This window comes from Pseudomonas sp. CC11G (genome assembly GCF_056174845.1).
Genome location: NZ_JBWBZC010000014.1, coordinates 63253 through 80279 on the forward strand (window position 1 = coordinate 63253; position 17027 = coordinate 80279).

The window sequence follows — 17027 nt, forward strand, 5'->3', positions numbered from 1 at the left end:
TTGGCAGCCCTTCAACGTGAGCGAGAGCCTGGGCAAATACCCAGGGCCGCCAATTCATCCCCTGGCACACCGCCAGCGGCAAACGACTGACACGCTGTCGAAGATTCGGCCTTTACAGCGGTTGGCGCAGCCGTCGTAACAGTGCTGTTGGTGGCTTGCGGTGCGCCGCTCAATGGCAGAAAACCCATCGCGCCGCCACGGCCTAACCACACGCCTTGGGTCTCAAGTATGTCCAGCGAAATACCCTCAGCCACCACCGCGCCAAGCTCTACCTGCACAACCTCGCGCGAGCCGGTGCTCACCAGCACCCAGCCGCTGCCATCTCGCTGGCGAAATACGCCGTGTAAACGCCAGGTATCGATGCCCGCCAGGCGTTGTGCCGCCGGGAGCGACCACGGCGCGTCATGGGGTAGCCAGGCCCGTGGCACTTGCACGGCATCAGCACAGGGCTGCAGCAACGCAAGGGCGTAGAGCCAGTCTGGCCGAATGGGCGCCCTCACCTGCTGATGGTCCTAGGGTGCCGCTGCCGCATCACGGCCTTGGGCGTAGTTGAAAAAACTAACCTGGTTGCGAGGTTGCAGCAGCGCCAGTACGGCATGGTCGGTGAGCGCCAGGCCATACCACTTCTGATTGGAGCCGGCCGAGCAGCCGTACAGAATCAACTTGCCACGGCCGTTGGTGAGGTAGCCGCCGCTCAGGTCCAGGCAGCGGTTGGCGTATTTCAGGGCTGGCAGCGCACTGAAATCCCAAGCCTGGGTGTCGCGGCGCAAATCGCAGTCGCTCAGGCTCACCTCGCTGGTGGCCGTCAGGCATTTGGAAGGTAGCACCGTACTGCGTATGCGCCCGCTGGCATCCACCAACCATTGCTCCTCCGCGCTGCCGGTGCATTGGGCTTTGGCGGCTACATAGGCGCTGGCCACACCGCCGACTGTCTCCACCCGCACGCAGTTGCCGTTACTCATGGTGAAGGTTTGCCGCGCGGGGAGCAGCGGGCTGGCGTTGAATTGCAGGGTGTTTAACAGGCTATCGAGCGCGCTGCTGGCGGCCGCGTTGGTGGCCAGTTGTGCACCGTAGGCATCCAGCCAGCGGTTCAGACGCAGTGCTCGCGCTTCCTGCTCGTGCAGGCGTTGCATCACTTGCTGGGCCGTGGCCGACAAGCCTTGTGGCTGGTCGGCATAGCCTTCATAGAGCACCCGCGCGTCGCCATTCAGTACCAGCAATGGCTGGCTTGCAATGGCTTCCAAGGCGGCTTGCAGCTTGGGCGCCTCCTCCTCGTACAGCGCGTTAAAGCGCTTCTCGCGCCCCACCACTACGGGCGCTGTCATGGCCGGCAGGCCTTGAGGAATGGCGATGCTGGCCAGGTCGGCTGGCGTATCGCCGGCGGTTTCACGGCATTGCAACGTCGCTGCTACCGGCTGCTCGGCCTGGGCCAGGTTGACGTGCAGTTTGTTGGCGTTGCTGCCCATGCGTTGCGGTGCTACGGCGATGCGCTGGCTGGCGCCGCCAGCAAAGTCGACCTTCAGCCAGCATTGCTTGGTAGCGGCGCCATCATTCGGCGCTGGCAAGTTGAACACCTGGCCCCAGTTGCCCCGCGCGGCCGGGTACAACACTGCCGTATTGGCCACCGGGTCATACCCACCGAGCACGGTAAATACCGGCACCGCAAACAAACGCGGCATGAGGTAGTTGCCGTCGGCGCTGTTGTACCAAACCTGGGTAGAACTCGGCACCTTGGGCTGATGCACTTCCATTTTGCGTGTGGTGGCGTCCCACTTGCGGTAGCCGGTGGGCGAGTCGGCGGCCCATACGGCGCGACCGCTCAGGCTCGGTTGCACCCAATTTTTGGTGCTGTAGCCGGTGTAATGCGTGTAGTTGGAAAGCGCGCTGGTGAAGTCGCCACCGGCCATGGCATCGGGCGCAAATGCATAGGCATCGGCAAAGACCGGCGTGCCATTCATGGCGTTGGTTTTCGGCCGGGCCCAGAGCAGGTTGGCGCGCATGCGTTTGCGGTAAGCGATATAGCCCCAGCCACTGTCGTAGTGGTGCACGCTCAAGAAGTAGTTGCCGTCTTTTTCGCCTGGGTAATGGCCCATGCCGTAGTGATGGCCGATCTCGTGGCTGAACTCGTTACCAACCGAGTTCGCCAGCGTGAGAATCCCGTTACCACCGCTGTAGCCGTGGCCTTGCAAGCCATTGGAGTAATTGCCGGCGGCGTGATGCACGACGGCGCTCTGGGTTAGTTGCGGCTGTTGCTGACTGGCCATACCGGCGCTGGTAATGCCCCAGTTTGCCAGGTTGATGCCGGTGCTATAGGTGGACTTGGCGGTGTTCTCACGCATGTCGCCGCTATAGATGTCACCTTCCACGGCGCTGGCGGTGTCATAAATCACCCCGCTGCTGACCATCACCCGGTCGAGCTTTACGTCTTCGTAATAAGTGGCCACCAATTTGGCCAGTGGCGCCGTTTGGAAGTACTCGGTGGCAGCTTGCGCGGGGCGGGTCAGAAACCAGTAATTGCTGCTGGTCGGGGGATTGGTCAGCATGCCCAGGCGCAGCGACTGCACCACTAACTCTGACGGAGCGGCAAAGTCGATGGCCTCGGCGCTGCGCTCGCCCCGGCGGCCTTGGTCGTCCAGCACTTGCAGGCTCATACCGGGTTTTACCCAATCCCACGGCAGCACACCCGACCAGGCTCGGCGCGAATACACCACGTCGGGGCGGCTATCGGCGCCGGTGCGGTCGGCCCAGGGCAGTTGGTCCGGGGTGGCGAGCACCACTTCACCTTTCAACGCGCCGTCGACCGACACCTGAACCCGCAGTTGCTTGGGCGCGGTTTGGCTCGGCAAGGGCGTTACCAGCAGCAAGGCTTCCCGCTCGCTGGTCAGGCGCGGCATGTTCTTGGCTTCGTTGCCTTGCGGGTCTACGGAGTGGTCTTGCACAAACTGCAGCATGGCGGCGAAATCGCCGGTCAGGTCGTTGCGCACCGGGCGGGGTTTACCCTCGGCTGTCACATCGTAAAACCCCAGGGCGTTGACCTCGTCGAGCACGGCGGCAGTGGGCTCCTCGAAGGTGGTGCTCGGTGGTGTGATCAGCGGTGGTGGCGTGGACGGTGAAGTCGGCGGCGCCACTTCGGTCGAGCCGCCGCTATTGTCCGGCTTTTTATCGCCGCCCCCACCGTCGCCTCCGCCGCCCACTTCCAGGCAACCGGCCAGGCTCAGCAGCACCAGAGAGATCAGACTTGCCCGCAACATAACGTCTTCCTTGTTATAAAAATTCGACTAATCCGCTGTCAGCCTTACAACACCAGCACCTTCGCGCGATGGCGCGGCAGGCTTGCCGGCATGTTCTGCAAGGCGCGCTCGGCCAGTTCGGCGCGCGGGTAATTGCCATAGAACACGCGGTACCAATCCTGGCCGTCGCGCTGTTCGTGCTGCAGGCGCAGCGGTTCTTTAGGGTGTTGGGCCATCAAGGCGCGCATATAGGTTTCGCTGCTGCCCTCGATCACCACGATGCTGAAGTGCTGCGGCGAGGTGTCCGGTTCCGGCTCGGCGCTGGCCCGGTCTTCGCCGCCCCGGCCATTGCCCAGAGTGGCTGGGTCTACCGGGCGCGGGCGCTCCATCAGGGTGTGTACCGGGGCCGCGGGTGGTTGGGCGTAGGTTTGCGCAGGCGGTGCCGCCGGCTCACGTAAATCGACTGCCGCGCCGCCGGATGACGAGCGTTGAAAGAGCTGTTGCACGTCTTCCGGCAGCCCTTGGGTGGCGCCGTTGTTGCCGCCGAATACGCGAATATCCTGGTACTTCTGCTGGCTTAAATCGGCCAGGCCCGAGCCGTCGCGCACAACGGTTGGGCGCAGAAACACCATCAGGTTGCGTTTGACGTTTACATCATTGGTGGAGCGAAACAGCCGGCCCAGCAATGGAATATCGCCCAACACCGGCACCTTGCTTTCGCTGCGGGTGACGTCGTCTTGAATCAGGCCGCCGAGCACAATCACCTGACCGTTGTCGGCCAGTACTGTGTTCTTGATCGAGCGTTTGTTGGTGATCAAATCCACCGCCCGCGAGGCCACGCCGGTGCTGGGGGCAATGGAGGAGATTTCCTGCTCGATATCCAACCGCAGGGCGCCGCCCTCGTTGATATGCGGGTCACTTTCAGCGTGACGCCAATGTCTTCACGCTCGATGGTGGTAAACGGGTTATTCGCCCCGGCCGCATCGGTGGTGTACGAGCCGGTCTGGAAAGGCACGTTCTGCCCCACCAGAATTTCGGCTTTCTGGTTGTCCAGCGTCAGCAGGCTGGGGGTGGACAGCAAATTGGTGCTGCTGTTGGCCGACAGCGCAGTGACCAATGCGCCGAAATTTTCGTTGCCAATGCCCACCACCGCACCATCGGAACGCTGACGGGCGTGCCGGTGGTTATTGCGCCGATCAAGGTGCCTACCGACAGCCCCGAGTTGCTGAAATTAACGCCACCCACCGGGGTTTTGCTGTCGCGTCCATCAATGGCCCATTGCACGCCGAGCGCCTCACTGACATCGCCAGACATCTCGACAATGGCCGCTTCCACCAGCACCTGCGCGCGCGGCACATCCAGTTGGCGAACGATATCTTCCAGCTGGTTGACGATGTCCGGCTCGGCCAGCAACACCAAGGCGTTTAGCCCTTCATCTGCACGGATCAATACCGGCGGCCGCTCGCCGCCGTCTTTGGCTGGCGGGCGCAGTTGTTCGGAGAGCTCGCCGAGGGTTTGCGCCAACGCCTTGGCATCGCCATGGCGCAAGCGAATCACCCGGGTATTGGCCGAGCGCACGGACGGCACATCCAGCCGCTGCGCCAATGCCAGCAACCGCCGACGCGCCTCTGGCGTGCCCAGTACCAACAATCGGTTAGTGCGGGTGTCGGCAATTACCTGGGTATTGGAGGTGCCCTGCCCGCGCCGCAAGCTTGCCAGCAGCGCCGGCGCCACATCGTTGGCCCAGGCATGGCGCAGGTCATAAAAACTGCTGTCGTCGGTGCTGGCCCGGTCTGCCTCGGCAATCAGCGCGATCAGCCGCTCGATATTGGCCCGGCGGTCACTGACGATCAGCGCATTGCTCGATGGCAGCGCAGCCAGGTGCCCATTGGCCGGCACCAGGGGCGAATCAGGGGCAGCAACTCGGCCACGGGCGTCTGTTGCACCTGCAGCAGGCGGGTTTCCATGGCATCCGGACCTTCGCCGTCGCTACTGGCCACGCTGCGCGCTTCCGCATCCGGCACCACGCGGGCCTGGTCGCCTTGGGTGACCACTGCATAGCCATGGGTGCTCATCACCGACAGAAACAGCTGATACACCTCGCGCAGGTCCAGCGGCTGCTGGGAGATCACTGTTACCTGGCCTTTTACCCGTGGGTCCACCACCAGTGTCTGGCCGCTGATGCTTGCCACCTGCTCGGTGAAGTCACGGATATCGGCGTCGCGCATATTGATGGTCCAGCGGCCCTCATCGTTCTGCTCGGCAGACTCGCCGTGCGCCCAACTGGCACTCAGCAAACTGCCTGCCATAAGCAGGCACAGGCTCAGACGGCTCATTGGGCGGCCCTGCCACGGTGCAGGCCGAGGGTCAGCGTCTGGCCGTCTTGCGCGAGTACCACGCGGGTGGCTTCGACGGCGTGCAAGCGCACGCCACGGGTGACTTCTTCACCGACGCTCACCCGTCGTGGGCGCTGGCGGTCCACTGCAATCAGGGCGACGGAGCGACCGGGGGCGGACTGTACAAAGCACGCCAGCAACGCCAGGTTGGGCGGCGCTACGGTGGGCGCGGCAGCACGTAATGGTGGGGCAAAAAGGTGTGCGCTGTTGACCAGTACCACTGAGGCGGCGGGCGCCTCGGCAGTCGCTACCGGGTCGGTGCCGACGTTCAGTACGCTGTGCAGCTGCAAGCCTGGCTCACGAAACTGACGCCCATCAGTGGCAGCAACAGCCAGAACAGTAAACGGGGGCCCAGCAGCGTTTTTTTAGCAGCAGCGTTCATGCGCAAAACTCGTGACCGTTGATGCGGGATCACCACAATGGCGAGCCGCATTAGCGGGCCGCGAGAATAATGAAAGCTGTGCAGTAGGTCAGTTTTGTACGCTCGTACTGTGAATGCCCCCACATATTGAATGTGCATTAGCCAAGCGGCCGGTGATTTGCCACGCGTTCGCTGCGGATCAGCGACAGACACTGGAAAACGCCGAAACAGCAGTTTTCCCTGGCCGACGGCACTTATACATATCAGCGCTAACAAGCTGACTTTTAGGTCTTTAAGGAAATTAAAAACCCCTTCTATAGTGCCCGTCCCATTCAGTTTTATTAGGACACGTTCATGTTGCCTCGCCTGCTGTTGCCCGCGCTGGTTCTGACCCTGGTTGGATGCGCGGCGCAGCCCCCTGCCCCGGTGCACACCACCAATCCCGCCAGCTCCACCCTGCAAGGCGACGTCAGCCGCCCGGCGCAGGCCAAGTGGGTGCGTACCGAGTTGTACTTTTCGGTGGGTTTGATTGATGGCGGCCCCGGCAGCGTGAGCCCGGCGCGCTGGCGCGAGTTTCTCGACCAGGAAGTGACGGCGCGTTTCCCCGACGGCTTTACCGCTTTCGATGCGTATGGCCAGTGGCGTGACCACGGTGCGGCGCAGCCAGAACGCCTGGCCACCAAAGTGATCGTGGTGCTGCATGAAGACAACGCCACCAACAACGCCAATATCGAAGCCATTCGCCTGGCCTATAAACGCATCACGGGCGATTTGTCGGTACTGCGCCTGTCGCAGCCGGCGGACGTGTCGTTCTGATGGCTGACTATCTAGAAACGCTGTACCCCGGCTACGGTCAGCGCCTGCAGATTGATGAACTGCTGTATGAAGGCCGAACCGACCAGCAACACCTGGTGATCTTTCGCAACGCGCTGCTCGGCCGCGTCATGGCCCTGGACGGCGTGGTGCAGACCACCGAAGCCGACGAATTTATCTACCACGAGATGCTCGCCCATGTGCCGATTCTGGCCCATGGCGCGGTGCGCAAGGTGTTGGTGATTGGCGTCGGTGACGGCGGCATTTTGCGCGAGATCGTGCGCCATGCCGGTATTGAAGAGATTGTGGCGGTGGAGATCGATGCCTCCGTAATCGACCTGTGCCGCACCCATTTGCCACTGCATTCGGCCGGGGCGCTGGATGACCCTCGGGTGCGTCTGGTGATTGCCGATGGGTTGGATTTTGTGGCCAATACCGAGGAACGCTTTGACCTGATTATCAGCGACTCCACGGATCCAATCGGGCCGGCAGCCAGTCTGTTCAGCCGTGAGTTTTATCAGAATTGCCAACGCCGCCTGAACGCCGATGGCGTACTTGCGACGCAGAACGGCGTGCCGTTTCTGCAACCCGCTGAGCTGACGGATACCGCGCAGCGGTTAGCCACCACGTTTAGCGACTGGGGCTTTTTTCATGCGGCCGTGCCGACGTATATCGGTGGCAGCATGAGCTTTGGTTGGGGGAGTAACAGCGGTAAAGCGCGGCAGACGGAGTTGGCTACGTTGCAGCAGCGGTTTGATGAGAGCGGGTTAAAAACGCGGTATTACAACGCGGGGATTCATCAGGCGGCGTTTGCGTTGCCGCAGTATTTTCTGGAATTAATCGAGGCGGTTGTTACCCCCTCACCCTAACCCTCTCCCCCAAGGGGGCGAGGGGACTGGAACGAGTTGGAGCGGCTATCCCCGATAAGACTCCCCTCTCCCTCCGGGAGAGGGGCTGGGGGTGAGGGCCGCTGCTCGCACATTCATTACGGCGCCAACTGCTGATTGCCCTCCACCCGCCCATCCGTCCAATCCGGATCACTCGCGCTCACCACGCTGGAAACCTGCAACACCGCCATCCCGAACCGTTGCCGAAACAGCTGGCCAATATCCGCCAGCGCCTGGCGATTGCCGGGGTTATCGGCATGAATCAGCAGCACAATCCGCGACGGTAATTTTTCCGGCTTGCCACTCGGCCCACGCCATTGGCCATTCACGTCATACCAGCTCAACCCATCGGGAAACCGTGGGGTCACTTCCTGTTCCAGAAACTGCTCCCACTGCCCTACTTCCACGGCGCCAAAATACAGCTCGGTGCGCTGCATTGCGTGTTCACGGGAGGCTTTGGCTGCGCCGCTGCTGGCGAAGCTTTGCACCAACCCCGCCGCACCGGCCAGCACGACTACAGCAGCGGCGATCGCCGCTTTGCTCCACACACTCACGGCGTCACCTCCACGACCACGCCGTCAGGGCGCGCACTCAAAAACACCTGCAATACCCCGCCGACTGCCAACACCGCCACGCCGAGAAACGCGCCATAACCGACATACGCCAGGCTCGACCACAGCATGTACAAGCACAGCGCGAAGAACAGCAGCGGCAGTACCGGATACAACGGCACGCGGATTGGTCGCGGTACGTCCGGGTAACGGCGGCGCAACAGAATCAGCGCCAGGCTGCTCAAGGCGAGGAACAACCAATACACCGGCGTCATGTATTCGACCATCGCGTTAAAACCGCTATTGGCGAAGCTGCCGAATACCACCAGCAGCAATGCAAAGGCACCTTCTACCAACAGCGCACGGCGCGGTACGCCACGGCTGTCGTCCCAGGTGCCGAGGCGATGCAGCGACGGCACATCGCGGGCCGCCGCGTAGGTGGTGCGAGCGCCGACCATTAGCGTCGAGTTGATGCTGGCAATCGCCGCCACCGCTACCACCGGCAGAATAATAAGCACGCCAAACGAGCCGAACGCGCGCTGCAGCAATTCAACCGCCGGCGCAGCGCTGGCGGCCAAACCGTCGAACCCCAGACCGCGTACAAAGGCCCAGTTCAAGGCCAGGTAAATGCCCAGCAACAACGTGAGCGCGCCAAGCATGGCGATAAACATGCCGCGCTGGCCGTCGCGTACTTCGGCCGACAACGTTGCCGCGTCGCTCCAGCCACCAAAGGCCAGAAACACAAAGATCATCGCGGCAGAAAAACCGGCCAGGCCGGTCTGCTCGGCGACGGCGGCATACACCGGCGGCGGCGCTTCAACGCCTTGCCAGGCCAGCCAGACACCGGCGGCGACGATGGAGAAAAAGCCCAGGGTGAGCAAACTGACCAGCACCGTCTGGGTGGCAAAACCCACGCGCACCCCGAGCAAATTGACCAGCACCAACACCGCGATCAAACCACCGGCGTAAAACGCTGAACCGTGCACACCCAAGGGCAGCACGGCATTGAAATAGTCACCGAACAGAAACGCCGACAAAGCGATCCAGCCGGTGTGCAACACCGCAAAGCGCGACCAGGCGAATAAGAAACCCACCCGCTCGCCGTAGGTGCGGCGCAGAAAGTGGTAGTCGCCACCCGGATGGGGAAAGGCCGTAGCCATTTCCGCAAAACACAGCGCGCCGACCATCGACAACACCCCGCCAAGCACCCACACCCAATAGAAATGCTCGGCGCCCACGTTCAAGGCGACCGTGGGCGCGGTTTTCAGAATGTCGGTGGTGATCACCATGCCCAGCGTAACCAGCAGGGCCTGGAAAACGCCGATATGGCGTTTTGGGCCGTTGGATTGCTCTGTCATATAAGCCTCATGGCTACACGAACTTCGTAGGAGCGAGCTTGCTCGCGAAGAGCGTTGTGCGATTCACCTGAAGAACACCGTTTCCAGGGTTCGCGAGCAAGCTCGCTCCTACAGGCCGTGTCGCGTTAGAACGCGTAGGTCGCGCGGCCGTAGTAGTAAGCGCCGTTGCTACCCACTGGCGACAGCACGTCATACGGCAGGTTGCCGCCGTAGTTGATCTCGTCGCTGGATTTCTCCGGGTACTGGTCGAAGATGTTGTTGCCGCCCAGGGCCACGGTGAACTGCGGGGTGATTTTGTAGGCCACCTCGGTATCCACTTGCCATACCGCATTGTAGGTCTGCTCAGGGTGGTCGCCGTCGCCGAAGTCGAACACGCGAGTGGTCGAGCCTTGGCGGGTCAAGCGGGCCAGCAGGTTCCAAGTGTCGTTGCTCCAGGTGGTGGAGAACACAAAGCGGTCTTTCGGTGCGGCGTCGGTCAGGGTGTTGCGCTCTTCCACGCCTACCAATGCGTCGTCGCCAATGCCCAGGTCGGTCAGCTGCGAAGGCGTGGCCTTGGTGCTGGTGACTTTGGTGTGGTTATAGGTGTACGCGGTGGTCAGGCCCAGTTCGCCCGAGGCGAATGGCTGGTGGTAGTTCAGTACCAGCTCGGCGCCATCGGTTTTGGTGTCGGCGGCATTGGTGAAGAAGTTCACGTCGTGCACGCCGGCCTGGCCGAAGTTGTCGAGGATGTATTGCTCCAGTTCGTCGCTGCCGATGCGTTGCGACAGGGTGATGCGGTCTTTTACGTCGATACGGAATACGTCGAGCGAGGCGTCGAAGTTGTCGGTGAACTTGGCGGTCAGGCCGATGCTGAAGTTCTTCGAAGTTTCCGGGTCCAGCTTCTCCGCACCCAGCGCTTTAGCAATGGGGTCGTCCACCGACAGCACGCGGATATCGGTCAGCGTGCCGCCGTCACCAAAGTTGCTGGTGGTGTTCTGGAAGCCCGATTGGGTCAGCGAAGGCGCGCGGAAGTTGTTTGAGACGGCGCCGCGTACGGCAAATACTTCGGTCAGCTTGTAGCGACCGCTGAGTTTGCCGGTGAGCTTGCTGCCGGCATCGTCGTAGTGTTCCCAGCGCGTGGCCAAGTCCAGAAACAGGCGGTCGGTGACATCGCCGGAAAGCTCGGCGTAAGTGCCGAATACGTTGCGGTCGATATTGGTCTCGTCGCTTGGGCGCAAGCCGGAACCGGCCACGGCACCAGAGCCCACATAGGAACCGACTTCACCCGCGTTGGTAATGTAGTTTTCGTAGCGGTACTCGCCGCCGACCGCGAACACAAACGAGCGATCAGCCAGGCTCAGCTCACGGGTGAAATCCAGGTTGGCAACCGATTGGCGCAGTTCATAGTCACCGGTGTCGAAGCTGCTGGGCGACGCATCGCCGAGCGACTGGTTAAGAGTACGGCGCACCCCGGATTCGAAAATATTGCGGCCGTGGGTCAGGCTCGCGTCATAGTCCCACTGTTCGCCAATCATCCCTTTGAAGCCACCGTTCAGGGAGATGTCCTGGTTGTCGCCTACCGATTGCGGCAGGAAGCTGTTGGCAAAGAATTCAGGCTCTTCATTTGCATACCGGTAGAACTCCGCACCCGTCGAATGGCGCTTGTTGTACGTACCAAACGCATACGCTTTGGCATCTCCAATCGGCAGCTCGCTGTTGAACCAGGTGTTGATGTCTTGCAGGGCGCCGTCGCCCATCGCGTAGTTGCGCTGCTCGGGCTTGGCATCCCAGCTGTCGAAGCCAGCACGGTTGGTGGCGTTGCGGTCTTTGTATTCCGCACCACCGCGCACAAAACCACCCTCCTCACCCAGCTTGGTGCCAGCTTTGGCGCTGGTGAAGGTGTTTTGGCCGTCGTAGGTGCGCTCGCCAATGGCGTCCTGGTGGGTGTAGTAGCCGCCATAGGTGGTGGACACTTCGCCGCCTTCCGGGGCGTCGTCGAGGATGATGTTGATCACCCCGGCAATGGCGTCGGAACCGTATTGCGCACCGGCGCCGTCACGCAACACTTCGATGCGTTTGATGGCGCTGATGGGGATGGAGTTGAAGTCGACCGGCGCGGTGCCGCGGCCGATTTTCGAGGAGTCATTGACCACTGCCGAGGTGTGCCGACGCTTGCCGTTTACCAGCACCAATACCTGGTCCGGGCTCATGCCGCGCAACTGGGCAGCACGCACGTGGTCAGCACCGCCGGAGTTGGATTGACGCGGAAAGTTGAACGACGGCAGCAAGGTGGCCAGGGCCTGGCCCAACTCGCCGTTGCTGGCGCCGGTGTTCTTGATGTCTTCGGCGGTGAGCACGTCCACCGGCACGGGAGAGTCCAGCACGGTGCGCGATTTACCGCGGGTGCCGGTGACCAGAACGGTGCCCAGACGCGTGTCGTCTTCGGCGCTTGGCGTGGTGTCTTGGGCATACACAGGTGTATGGGCAAAAGCCGCGACTACGGCGACGCTAATCAATGAACGGCGAAACATGCGAACTACTCCGTGGCGCACTTATAAACAACCCGCAAAGTGGCGGTAAGTTGTTCTGGCAATGGTGTTAAGTGGATTATTCAGCGCGAACAAAACCGCGACCCGTGAAACGGGCCTGAGCAAATAAAACGGTGAATATCGCGTAACCCTGGCAGCGTGTTTCGAGTCCGGCGTGGGTAACGCTGCGGCTCGAACTCTTAGGTGTTTGATGGGCATCCGTGCCCCGATAGGGTTCCTGAAAGCGATCCTAGACGAGGGCGACGAACGGGCAAAATACCCATTTCTGCTTAGGTTATTCCGCGATAAGAAATTGAATAAATATAAGTAGAAGTTGTTTCTGGGGCAGCAGGAAGTGTTGCTGGAGCAACAGTTAGGCCGCGTTAATTGACGAACAAAATGACTCCGTCATCCCTGCGAAGGCAGGGATCCAGTATCTAAAGGATTGCGTATATCTGGAATATTCTGGGTCCCCGTCTGCGCGGGGACGACGGATGTTTTATTGGTTTAATCGAACGCCTTGCGCTCCCATTCATCTTTCGGAATATCCAACGCCTCTCCGGAAAATCGCTCTTCGCTAAACGGGTCGGCATGCAGGTGAAAGCCATTGCGCTCCCAGAACCCCGGCGTTTCCACATCGCTAAATTCAAGGCGCCGCAGCCACTTGGCGCTCTTCCAGAAATACCGACCGGCCACCAACAAACGCAGCGGCCAACCGTGTTGCGGCGTCAGCGGTTTATCGTCGTAACCCAAGGCCAGCAAGCTGTCCGGCAGCAGCAAATCTTCCAGGCTTAAATTGGCCTGGTAGTCGCTATCGGCATGGGCCATTACAAAGCGGCCCTGGGGTTCGATATCCAATGCCGCCAGCACATCGCGCAGGTGCACGCCGTACCAGCGGGTGTCGAATTTGGACCAGCGCGTTACGCAATGAATATCGCACTGCACTTGGGTTTGCGGCAGGTGCAGCAAGTCGTCGTAGCTGAGGGATAGCGGCGCGGCGCCCAGACCATCCAGCGTCAGCGCCCAGTTAGCCAGGTCGTACTGCGGCACTTCCCCTTCATGCAGAATCGGAAAGCGTTCAGTGAGGATTTGGCCCGGTGGCAAGCGCTGGCCATGGGCGGGATCGCTGACGATGGCACGCGCCTTTTGCAGGCGCGTTGCCTTGTTGTGGATTTGGCTCATGTCACTTGGCCAACGGAATCCACGGCGCCTGCGCTACCCCTGCCGCATCGCCAAACGCCGGCACTTTCTGCGCCAGATCGCGCACGTTTTTCACGTCCAGATCCAGCAACTGCTGACGGGTAATCAGCGTCGGCGGCACCAGTACGTGTTCGCCGGGATTCTCCCCGGCAATGCGCAACGCCAAGCTGCGCACGCTGATGGCGCCGGCTACTTCCGGGTTGATTGCGGCCGTAGCGACCCAGGCGCTGTCGGGCTCTTTCATGATCTGGATATCGGCGGTGGAAATATCCGCGCTGTAGATCTTCACCTGCTTGTTCAAGCCCGCTTCGTCGACGGCAATTTTGGCGCCTTTGGCGAACTCGTCGAACGGGGCAAAAATCACCTTCAGGTCGGGGTTGGCGCGCAGCACGGCGCTGGCCTGATCGGCCACCGAGTTGGCAATCGGCGGGTTAAGCGTGCCGAAGCGGGCTTTTTCGATAATGCCGGGGTTGGCGGCTTTTACTTCACGCCAGATTTCGTCGCGGCGTTCCATCGGCGTAAAGCCACCGATAAACACATAGCCGGCCTGGAAGCTGGTGCCGTTGTCTTTGAGCGCTTGGCCGAGTGCCAGGCGCGCCAGTTCGTGGTGGTCCTGCTCGATCTGGGTGACCTGCGGGTTGCCGACGTCGATGTCGAACGCAACCACTTTGATGCCCTTGGCGACAGCTTTATCGATGGTGTCTTTAAGGGTTTCGGCCAGGCCCAGCTGCACGATGATGCCGTCTACGCCGAGGTCGATGGCTTGCTCGAGCATTTCCCGTTGCGTGGCCGCTTGCTGGCGGGCATCGAACAGGCGCAGGTCCACGTCCAGCGCCTTGGCTTGTTTCTCTACGCCGCGCAGATACGCCTCGGGGAAATCGCCGGAGAACAGATAGCCGACCAAGGCGATTTTCACGCCACCTTTATCGAATGGCGCGGGTGCGCCGGCGATACCGGCGGCCTGCACGGCACCGGCCAACGACAGCGCCAGGGTGGCGCTCAACAATGTGCGGAGTACTGCTCGCATCACTTAAATCCTTATTTTGCAGAGTGGGTTAACGCGCTTTCGGCGCCAGACCAAAGGTGAACATCAAGGCCAACACCAGCACGGCGCCTTTAACGAAATCTTGCGCGTAGTACGGCGCGTTGAGCATGGTCAGGCCGTTCAGCAAGGTGGCGACCAACAAGGCCCCCACCAGCGTGCCGAAGGCATTCGGTTTGCGCGCACCGAGCACGGCAAAACCAATCAGCGCCGCGCCAAGGGCATCGAGCACCAGGCCATTGCCAGAGCTCACATCGCCGCGCCCCAACCGTGCGGCCAGCAGCAAACCGCCCAGCGACGCGAGCACGGCCGAGAGCACGTAAGCGAGAAATTTGTAGCGCTGTACCGGCGCACCGGCCAGGCGTGCGGCGCGCTCGTTGCCGCCGATGGCGTACAGCACGCGGCCAAACCGGGTGCGTTCCAGAAAGGCCCATACCAACAGCGCAATCACTGCCATCACCAACACTGGAACCGGCACTGTGTCCCACAGCCGCGCGCGGCCCAGGGCCAGAAAGGCGCTGCTGAAACTGCCGATGGCTTCGTCGCCATTGGGCAAGGTCATGCCGACGGCGATGGAACGGCCGCCGGTGGGAATCAGCTGCAAGCCGATCACCAGAAACATGCTGCCCAAGGTGGCGAGAATGTCCGGCACGCCCATGCGCACGATCAGAAAACCGTTGAGCAAGCCCACCAGCGCGCCGCAACCGAGGCTGATCAGCACCGCCGGCAGCGGGCCCCAGCCGAGCACCACCATCACGTAGCTGGCGCACATTAGGCTCATGGCGGCGACGGCGCCGATGGACAGATCAAGGCCGCCGACCGCCATGGTCAGCGTCACGCCCAAGGCCAGCAGCGCGACGATGGACACCGATTGCAAAATGATAAACAGGTTACCAACGCGCAAAAACGCCGGTTCCAGCACAGCAAACAGAACCACTACCAACGCCAACACCAGCAGCAAGCCATAGTGGATCGCCAAGCGAAGGGCGGTGGCTGGATGGTTGGAAGAAATCGAATCAGGCACACGCAACTCCTTGGCGCTGTGTGGTTAAGGAAGGTGCGGTAATGCCGGCGATTTGCGCCACTAGGTCCTCGCGTTGCAGCCCGGCGCGCGGGTGTTCAGCTACCACGCTGAAGTCGCGCACCACCAGAATGCGGTCGGCGATTTCCAGGGCTTCGTCGGGGTCGGAGCAGATCACCAGGGTGGCGCGTTGTGCGGCGCTGGCCCGGATACGCGCGCCGATTTCGCGGCGGGCGCGGATGTCTACGCCTTGAAAGGGTTCGTCGAGAATCAGCAGGCGGCCATTGCCCAGCAGCCAGCGGCCGAGCACCACCTTTTGCTGGTTGCCGCCGGACAAGGTGTCCATCGCCACATCCAGCCCCTCGCACTTGATTCCCAAGCCTTGCACTTGTTCGGCCACGGCTTCGCGTTCGGCGTCACGGCGGATAAAACCGCCGCGGCTAAAGCGCTGTAGAAACGGCAAGGTCAGGGTGCGTGCCAGGGAAAAACCCGGTACCAGGGAATCGCGCGAGCGGTCTTCGGCGGCCATAAATACGCCGCCGGCGATGGCGCCGCGCGGCGAGGTCGGCTGCCAAGGCTGGCCATCCAATTCAAGGGTGCCGGCGTGGGCGCGGCGAAGCCCGAATAGCAGCTCGGCCAACTCGGTTTTGCCCGCGCCTAACAGGCCCGTCAGCGCGACGACTTCACCTTGATGCAGGCTGAAATCGAATGGCTGACTGCGCGCCGTCAGTTGCACACCACGGCCACGCAACACCTCAGTGCCCTGCTCTGCCGCGCCCTCCACCAGCGGCGCCAGGTTGCTGCCAAGCATGGCGACTAACGCGGCCGGCACATCCAACGGCGCGGCGAATTCACCGGCCAGGCGTCCGTCGCGCAACACGATGGCGCGGTCGGCAATGCGTTTGAGGTCGGACAAGCGATGGGAGATATACACGATGGCCACGCCGCGCTCGCGCAGGCTGTCGATCAGGCCGAACAGACGCTCGGCTTCGCTGGCGGATAACGACGCCGTGGGTTCGTCCAGCACCAAGACCTTGGGCTGCAACGCCAGAGTGCGGGCCAACACCACCAACTGGCGCTCGGCACTGCCCAGGCTGTCAATGGAGGCTTGCAATGGCAGCTGTAAATCCAGGCCGGCGGCAATTTGCGCGGCGCGTTCGTGCACCCGTTTGGGGTTGCTCCACAGCGCACCGCCGGGTTGACAGAGTTCGTCCAGCACCAGGTTTTCCGCCACGCTAAAGCCCGGCACCAAGGCCTCTTCGGCGTGTTGATGCACCGCCACAATGCCGGCCTGGCGCGCGTCATGGGGCGAGGCAAAGCGCACCGCCCTGCCCTGCACCCACAGCTCGCCGGCGTCATGGCCATGGCTGCCGGCCAGCACTTTCACCAGGGTGGATTTGCCCGCGCCATTGGCACCCAGCAAGGCCACTACTCCGCCGGGGTACAGGTCCAGATCAATGCCCTGCAACACCTGGCTGGCGCCAAAAGACTTGCCCAGCGAGCGGGTGCTGACCAGAGCGGTGGAAGGCGAATTCATGGGGTTCTCAAACAGTCAATCGGAGCGCCGATGGCGGCGGGTGCGATATAGCGTATGAGTCTGATGGAATAAAAATAAATAACGGATTCGAATATGGATAGAAGTTATAGGCGGATTGTTCACA

Annotated in this window: 12 protein-coding genes and 1 pseudogene; 2 read left to right on the forward strand and 11 right to left on the reverse strand. The window is 61.8% G+C overall.

Going from position 1 to position 17027, the window contains the following annotated elements; genetic code table 11:
* Nucleotides 1–11: 11 nt before the first annotated feature.
* The 4 genes and pseudogenes from AC0V2S_RS17320 to AC0V2S_RS17335 all read right to left on the reverse strand — a co-directional run bounded on the left by AC0V2S_RS17320 (nucleotide 12) and on the right by AC0V2S_RS17335 (nucleotide 5916).
* Nucleotides 12–500: a hypothetical protein gene (locus tag AC0V2S_RS17320; protein ID WP_475510811.1), complete on the reverse strand. Its 489-nt coding sequence runs from the start codon at nucleotides 498–500 to the stop codon at nucleotides 12–14.
* Nucleotides 501–512: 12 nt separating this feature from the next.
* Complete coding sequence (locus tag AC0V2S_RS17325) at nucleotides 513–3251, reverse strand: M66 family metalloprotease (protein WP_475510812.1); 2739 nt, start codon at nucleotides 3249–3251, stop codon at nucleotides 513–515.
* A 44-nt stretch (nucleotides 3252–3295) separates the two neighbouring features.
* Nucleotides 3296–5566 (reverse strand): annotated as a pseudogene (gspD, locus tag AC0V2S_RS17330) (type II secretion system secretin GspD).
* Entirely contained in the window at nucleotides 5563–5916 is a 354-nt protein-coding gene (locus AC0V2S_RS17335) for a type II secretion system protein N (RefSeq protein ID WP_475510813.1), read from the reverse strand. The pseudogene gspD and the gene AC0V2S_RS17335 overlap by 4 nt, the downstream one beginning before the upstream one ends.
* 425 nt (nucleotides 5917–6341) lie before the next feature.
* Between AC0V2S_RS17335 and AC0V2S_RS17340 the strand changes: the two genes are divergently transcribed.
* Together AC0V2S_RS17340 and speE are read left to right on the forward strand one after the other, a co-directional pair.
* Nucleotides 6342–6803, forward strand: coding sequence for a DUF3574 domain-containing protein (locus tag AC0V2S_RS17340; RefSeq protein ID WP_475510814.1), 462 nt, complete (start codon nucleotides 6342–6344; stop codon nucleotides 6801–6803).
* Nucleotides 6803–7669: a polyamine aminopropyltransferase gene (speE, locus tag AC0V2S_RS17345; RefSeq protein WP_475510815.1), complete on the forward strand. Its 867-nt coding sequence runs from the start codon at nucleotides 6803–6805 to the stop codon at nucleotides 7667–7669. Before AC0V2S_RS17340 ends, speE begins: the two co-directional genes overlap by 1 nt.
* A 116-nt stretch (nucleotides 7670–7785) precedes the next feature.
* Here the strand turns inward: speE and AC0V2S_RS17350 are convergent, their stop codons facing one another.
* The 7 genes from AC0V2S_RS17350 to AC0V2S_RS17380 form a co-directional block, all read right to left on the reverse strand.
* Entirely contained in the window at nucleotides 7786–8241 is a 456-nt protein-coding gene (locus AC0V2S_RS17350) for a DUF3574 domain-containing protein (RefSeq protein WP_475510816.1), read from the reverse strand.
* Nucleotides 8238–9596: an APC family permease gene (locus tag AC0V2S_RS17355; RefSeq protein ID WP_475510817.1), complete on the reverse strand. Its 1359-nt coding sequence runs from the start codon at nucleotides 9594–9596 to the stop codon at nucleotides 8238–8240. The genes AC0V2S_RS17350 and AC0V2S_RS17355 overlap by 4 nt, the downstream gene beginning before the upstream one ends.
* Nucleotides 9597–9721: 125 nt before the next feature.
* Nucleotides 9722–12106, reverse strand: a complete 2385-nt coding sequence (locus AC0V2S_RS17360; protein WP_475510818.1) for a TonB-dependent receptor plug domain-containing protein — start codon at nucleotides 12104–12106, stop codon at nucleotides 9722–9724.
* 504 nt (nucleotides 12107–12610) lie between these two features.
* On the reverse strand, nucleotides 12611–13285 hold the full coding sequence (locus AC0V2S_RS17365; protein ID WP_475510819.1) for a molybdopterin-dependent oxidoreductase: 675 nt from the start codon (nucleotides 13283–13285) through the stop codon (nucleotides 12611–12613).
* Nucleotide 13286: 1 nt separating this feature from the next.
* The gene (locus AC0V2S_RS17370; RefSeq protein ID WP_475510820.1) at nucleotides 13287–14330 is read right to left on the reverse strand and encodes a substrate-binding domain-containing protein; all 1044 of its coding nucleotides are present in this window, start codon (nucleotides 14328–14330) and stop codon (nucleotides 13287–13289) included.
* A 28-nt stretch (nucleotides 14331–14358) separates the two neighbouring features.
* Nucleotides 14359–15369 carry an ABC transporter permease gene (locus AC0V2S_RS17375; RefSeq protein WP_475510821.1) on the reverse strand — a complete coding sequence of 337 codons (1011 nt, stop codon included), beginning with the start codon at nucleotides 15367–15369 and terminating at the stop codon, nucleotides 14359–14361.
* A complete protein-coding gene (locus AC0V2S_RS17380) occupies nucleotides 15362–16903 on the reverse strand; it encodes a sugar ABC transporter ATP-binding protein (protein ID WP_475510822.1) in 1542 nt (513 codons plus the stop codon). Before AC0V2S_RS17380 ends, AC0V2S_RS17375 begins: the two co-directional genes overlap by 8 nt.
* Nucleotides 16904–17027: the final 124 nt, after the last annotated feature.

Coding starts and splice junctions, on each gene's coding strand:
- AC0V2S_RS17325 (WP_475510812.1), bottom strand. CDS start 3,251: ATGTTGCGGGCAAGTCTGATCTCTCTGGTGCTGCTGAGCCTGGCCGGT.
- AC0V2S_RS17340 (WP_475510814.1), top strand. CDS start 6,342: ATGTTGCCTCGCCTGCTGTTGCCCGCGCTGGTTCTGACCCTGGTTGGA.
- speE (WP_475510815.1), top strand. CDS start 6,803: ATGGCTGACTATCTAGAAACGCTGTACCCCGGCTACGGTCAGCGCCTG.
- AC0V2S_RS17355 (WP_475510817.1), bottom strand. CDS start 9,596: ATGACAGAGCAATCCAACGGCCCAAAACGCCATATCGGCGTTTTCCAG.
- AC0V2S_RS17360 (WP_475510818.1), bottom strand. CDS start 12,106: ATGTTTCGCCGTTCATTGATTAGCGTCGCCGTAGTCGCGGCTTTTGCC.
- AC0V2S_RS17365 (WP_475510819.1), bottom strand. CDS start 13,285: ATGAGCCAAATCCACAACAAGGCAACGCGCCTGCAAAAGGCGCGTGCC.
- AC0V2S_RS17370 (WP_475510820.1), bottom strand. CDS start 14,330: ATGCGAGCAGTACTCCGCACATTGTTGAGCGCCACCCTGGCGCTGTCG.
- AC0V2S_RS17380 (WP_475510822.1), bottom strand. CDS start 16,903: ATGAATTCGCCTTCCACCGCTCTGGTCAGCACCCGCTCGCTGGGCAAG.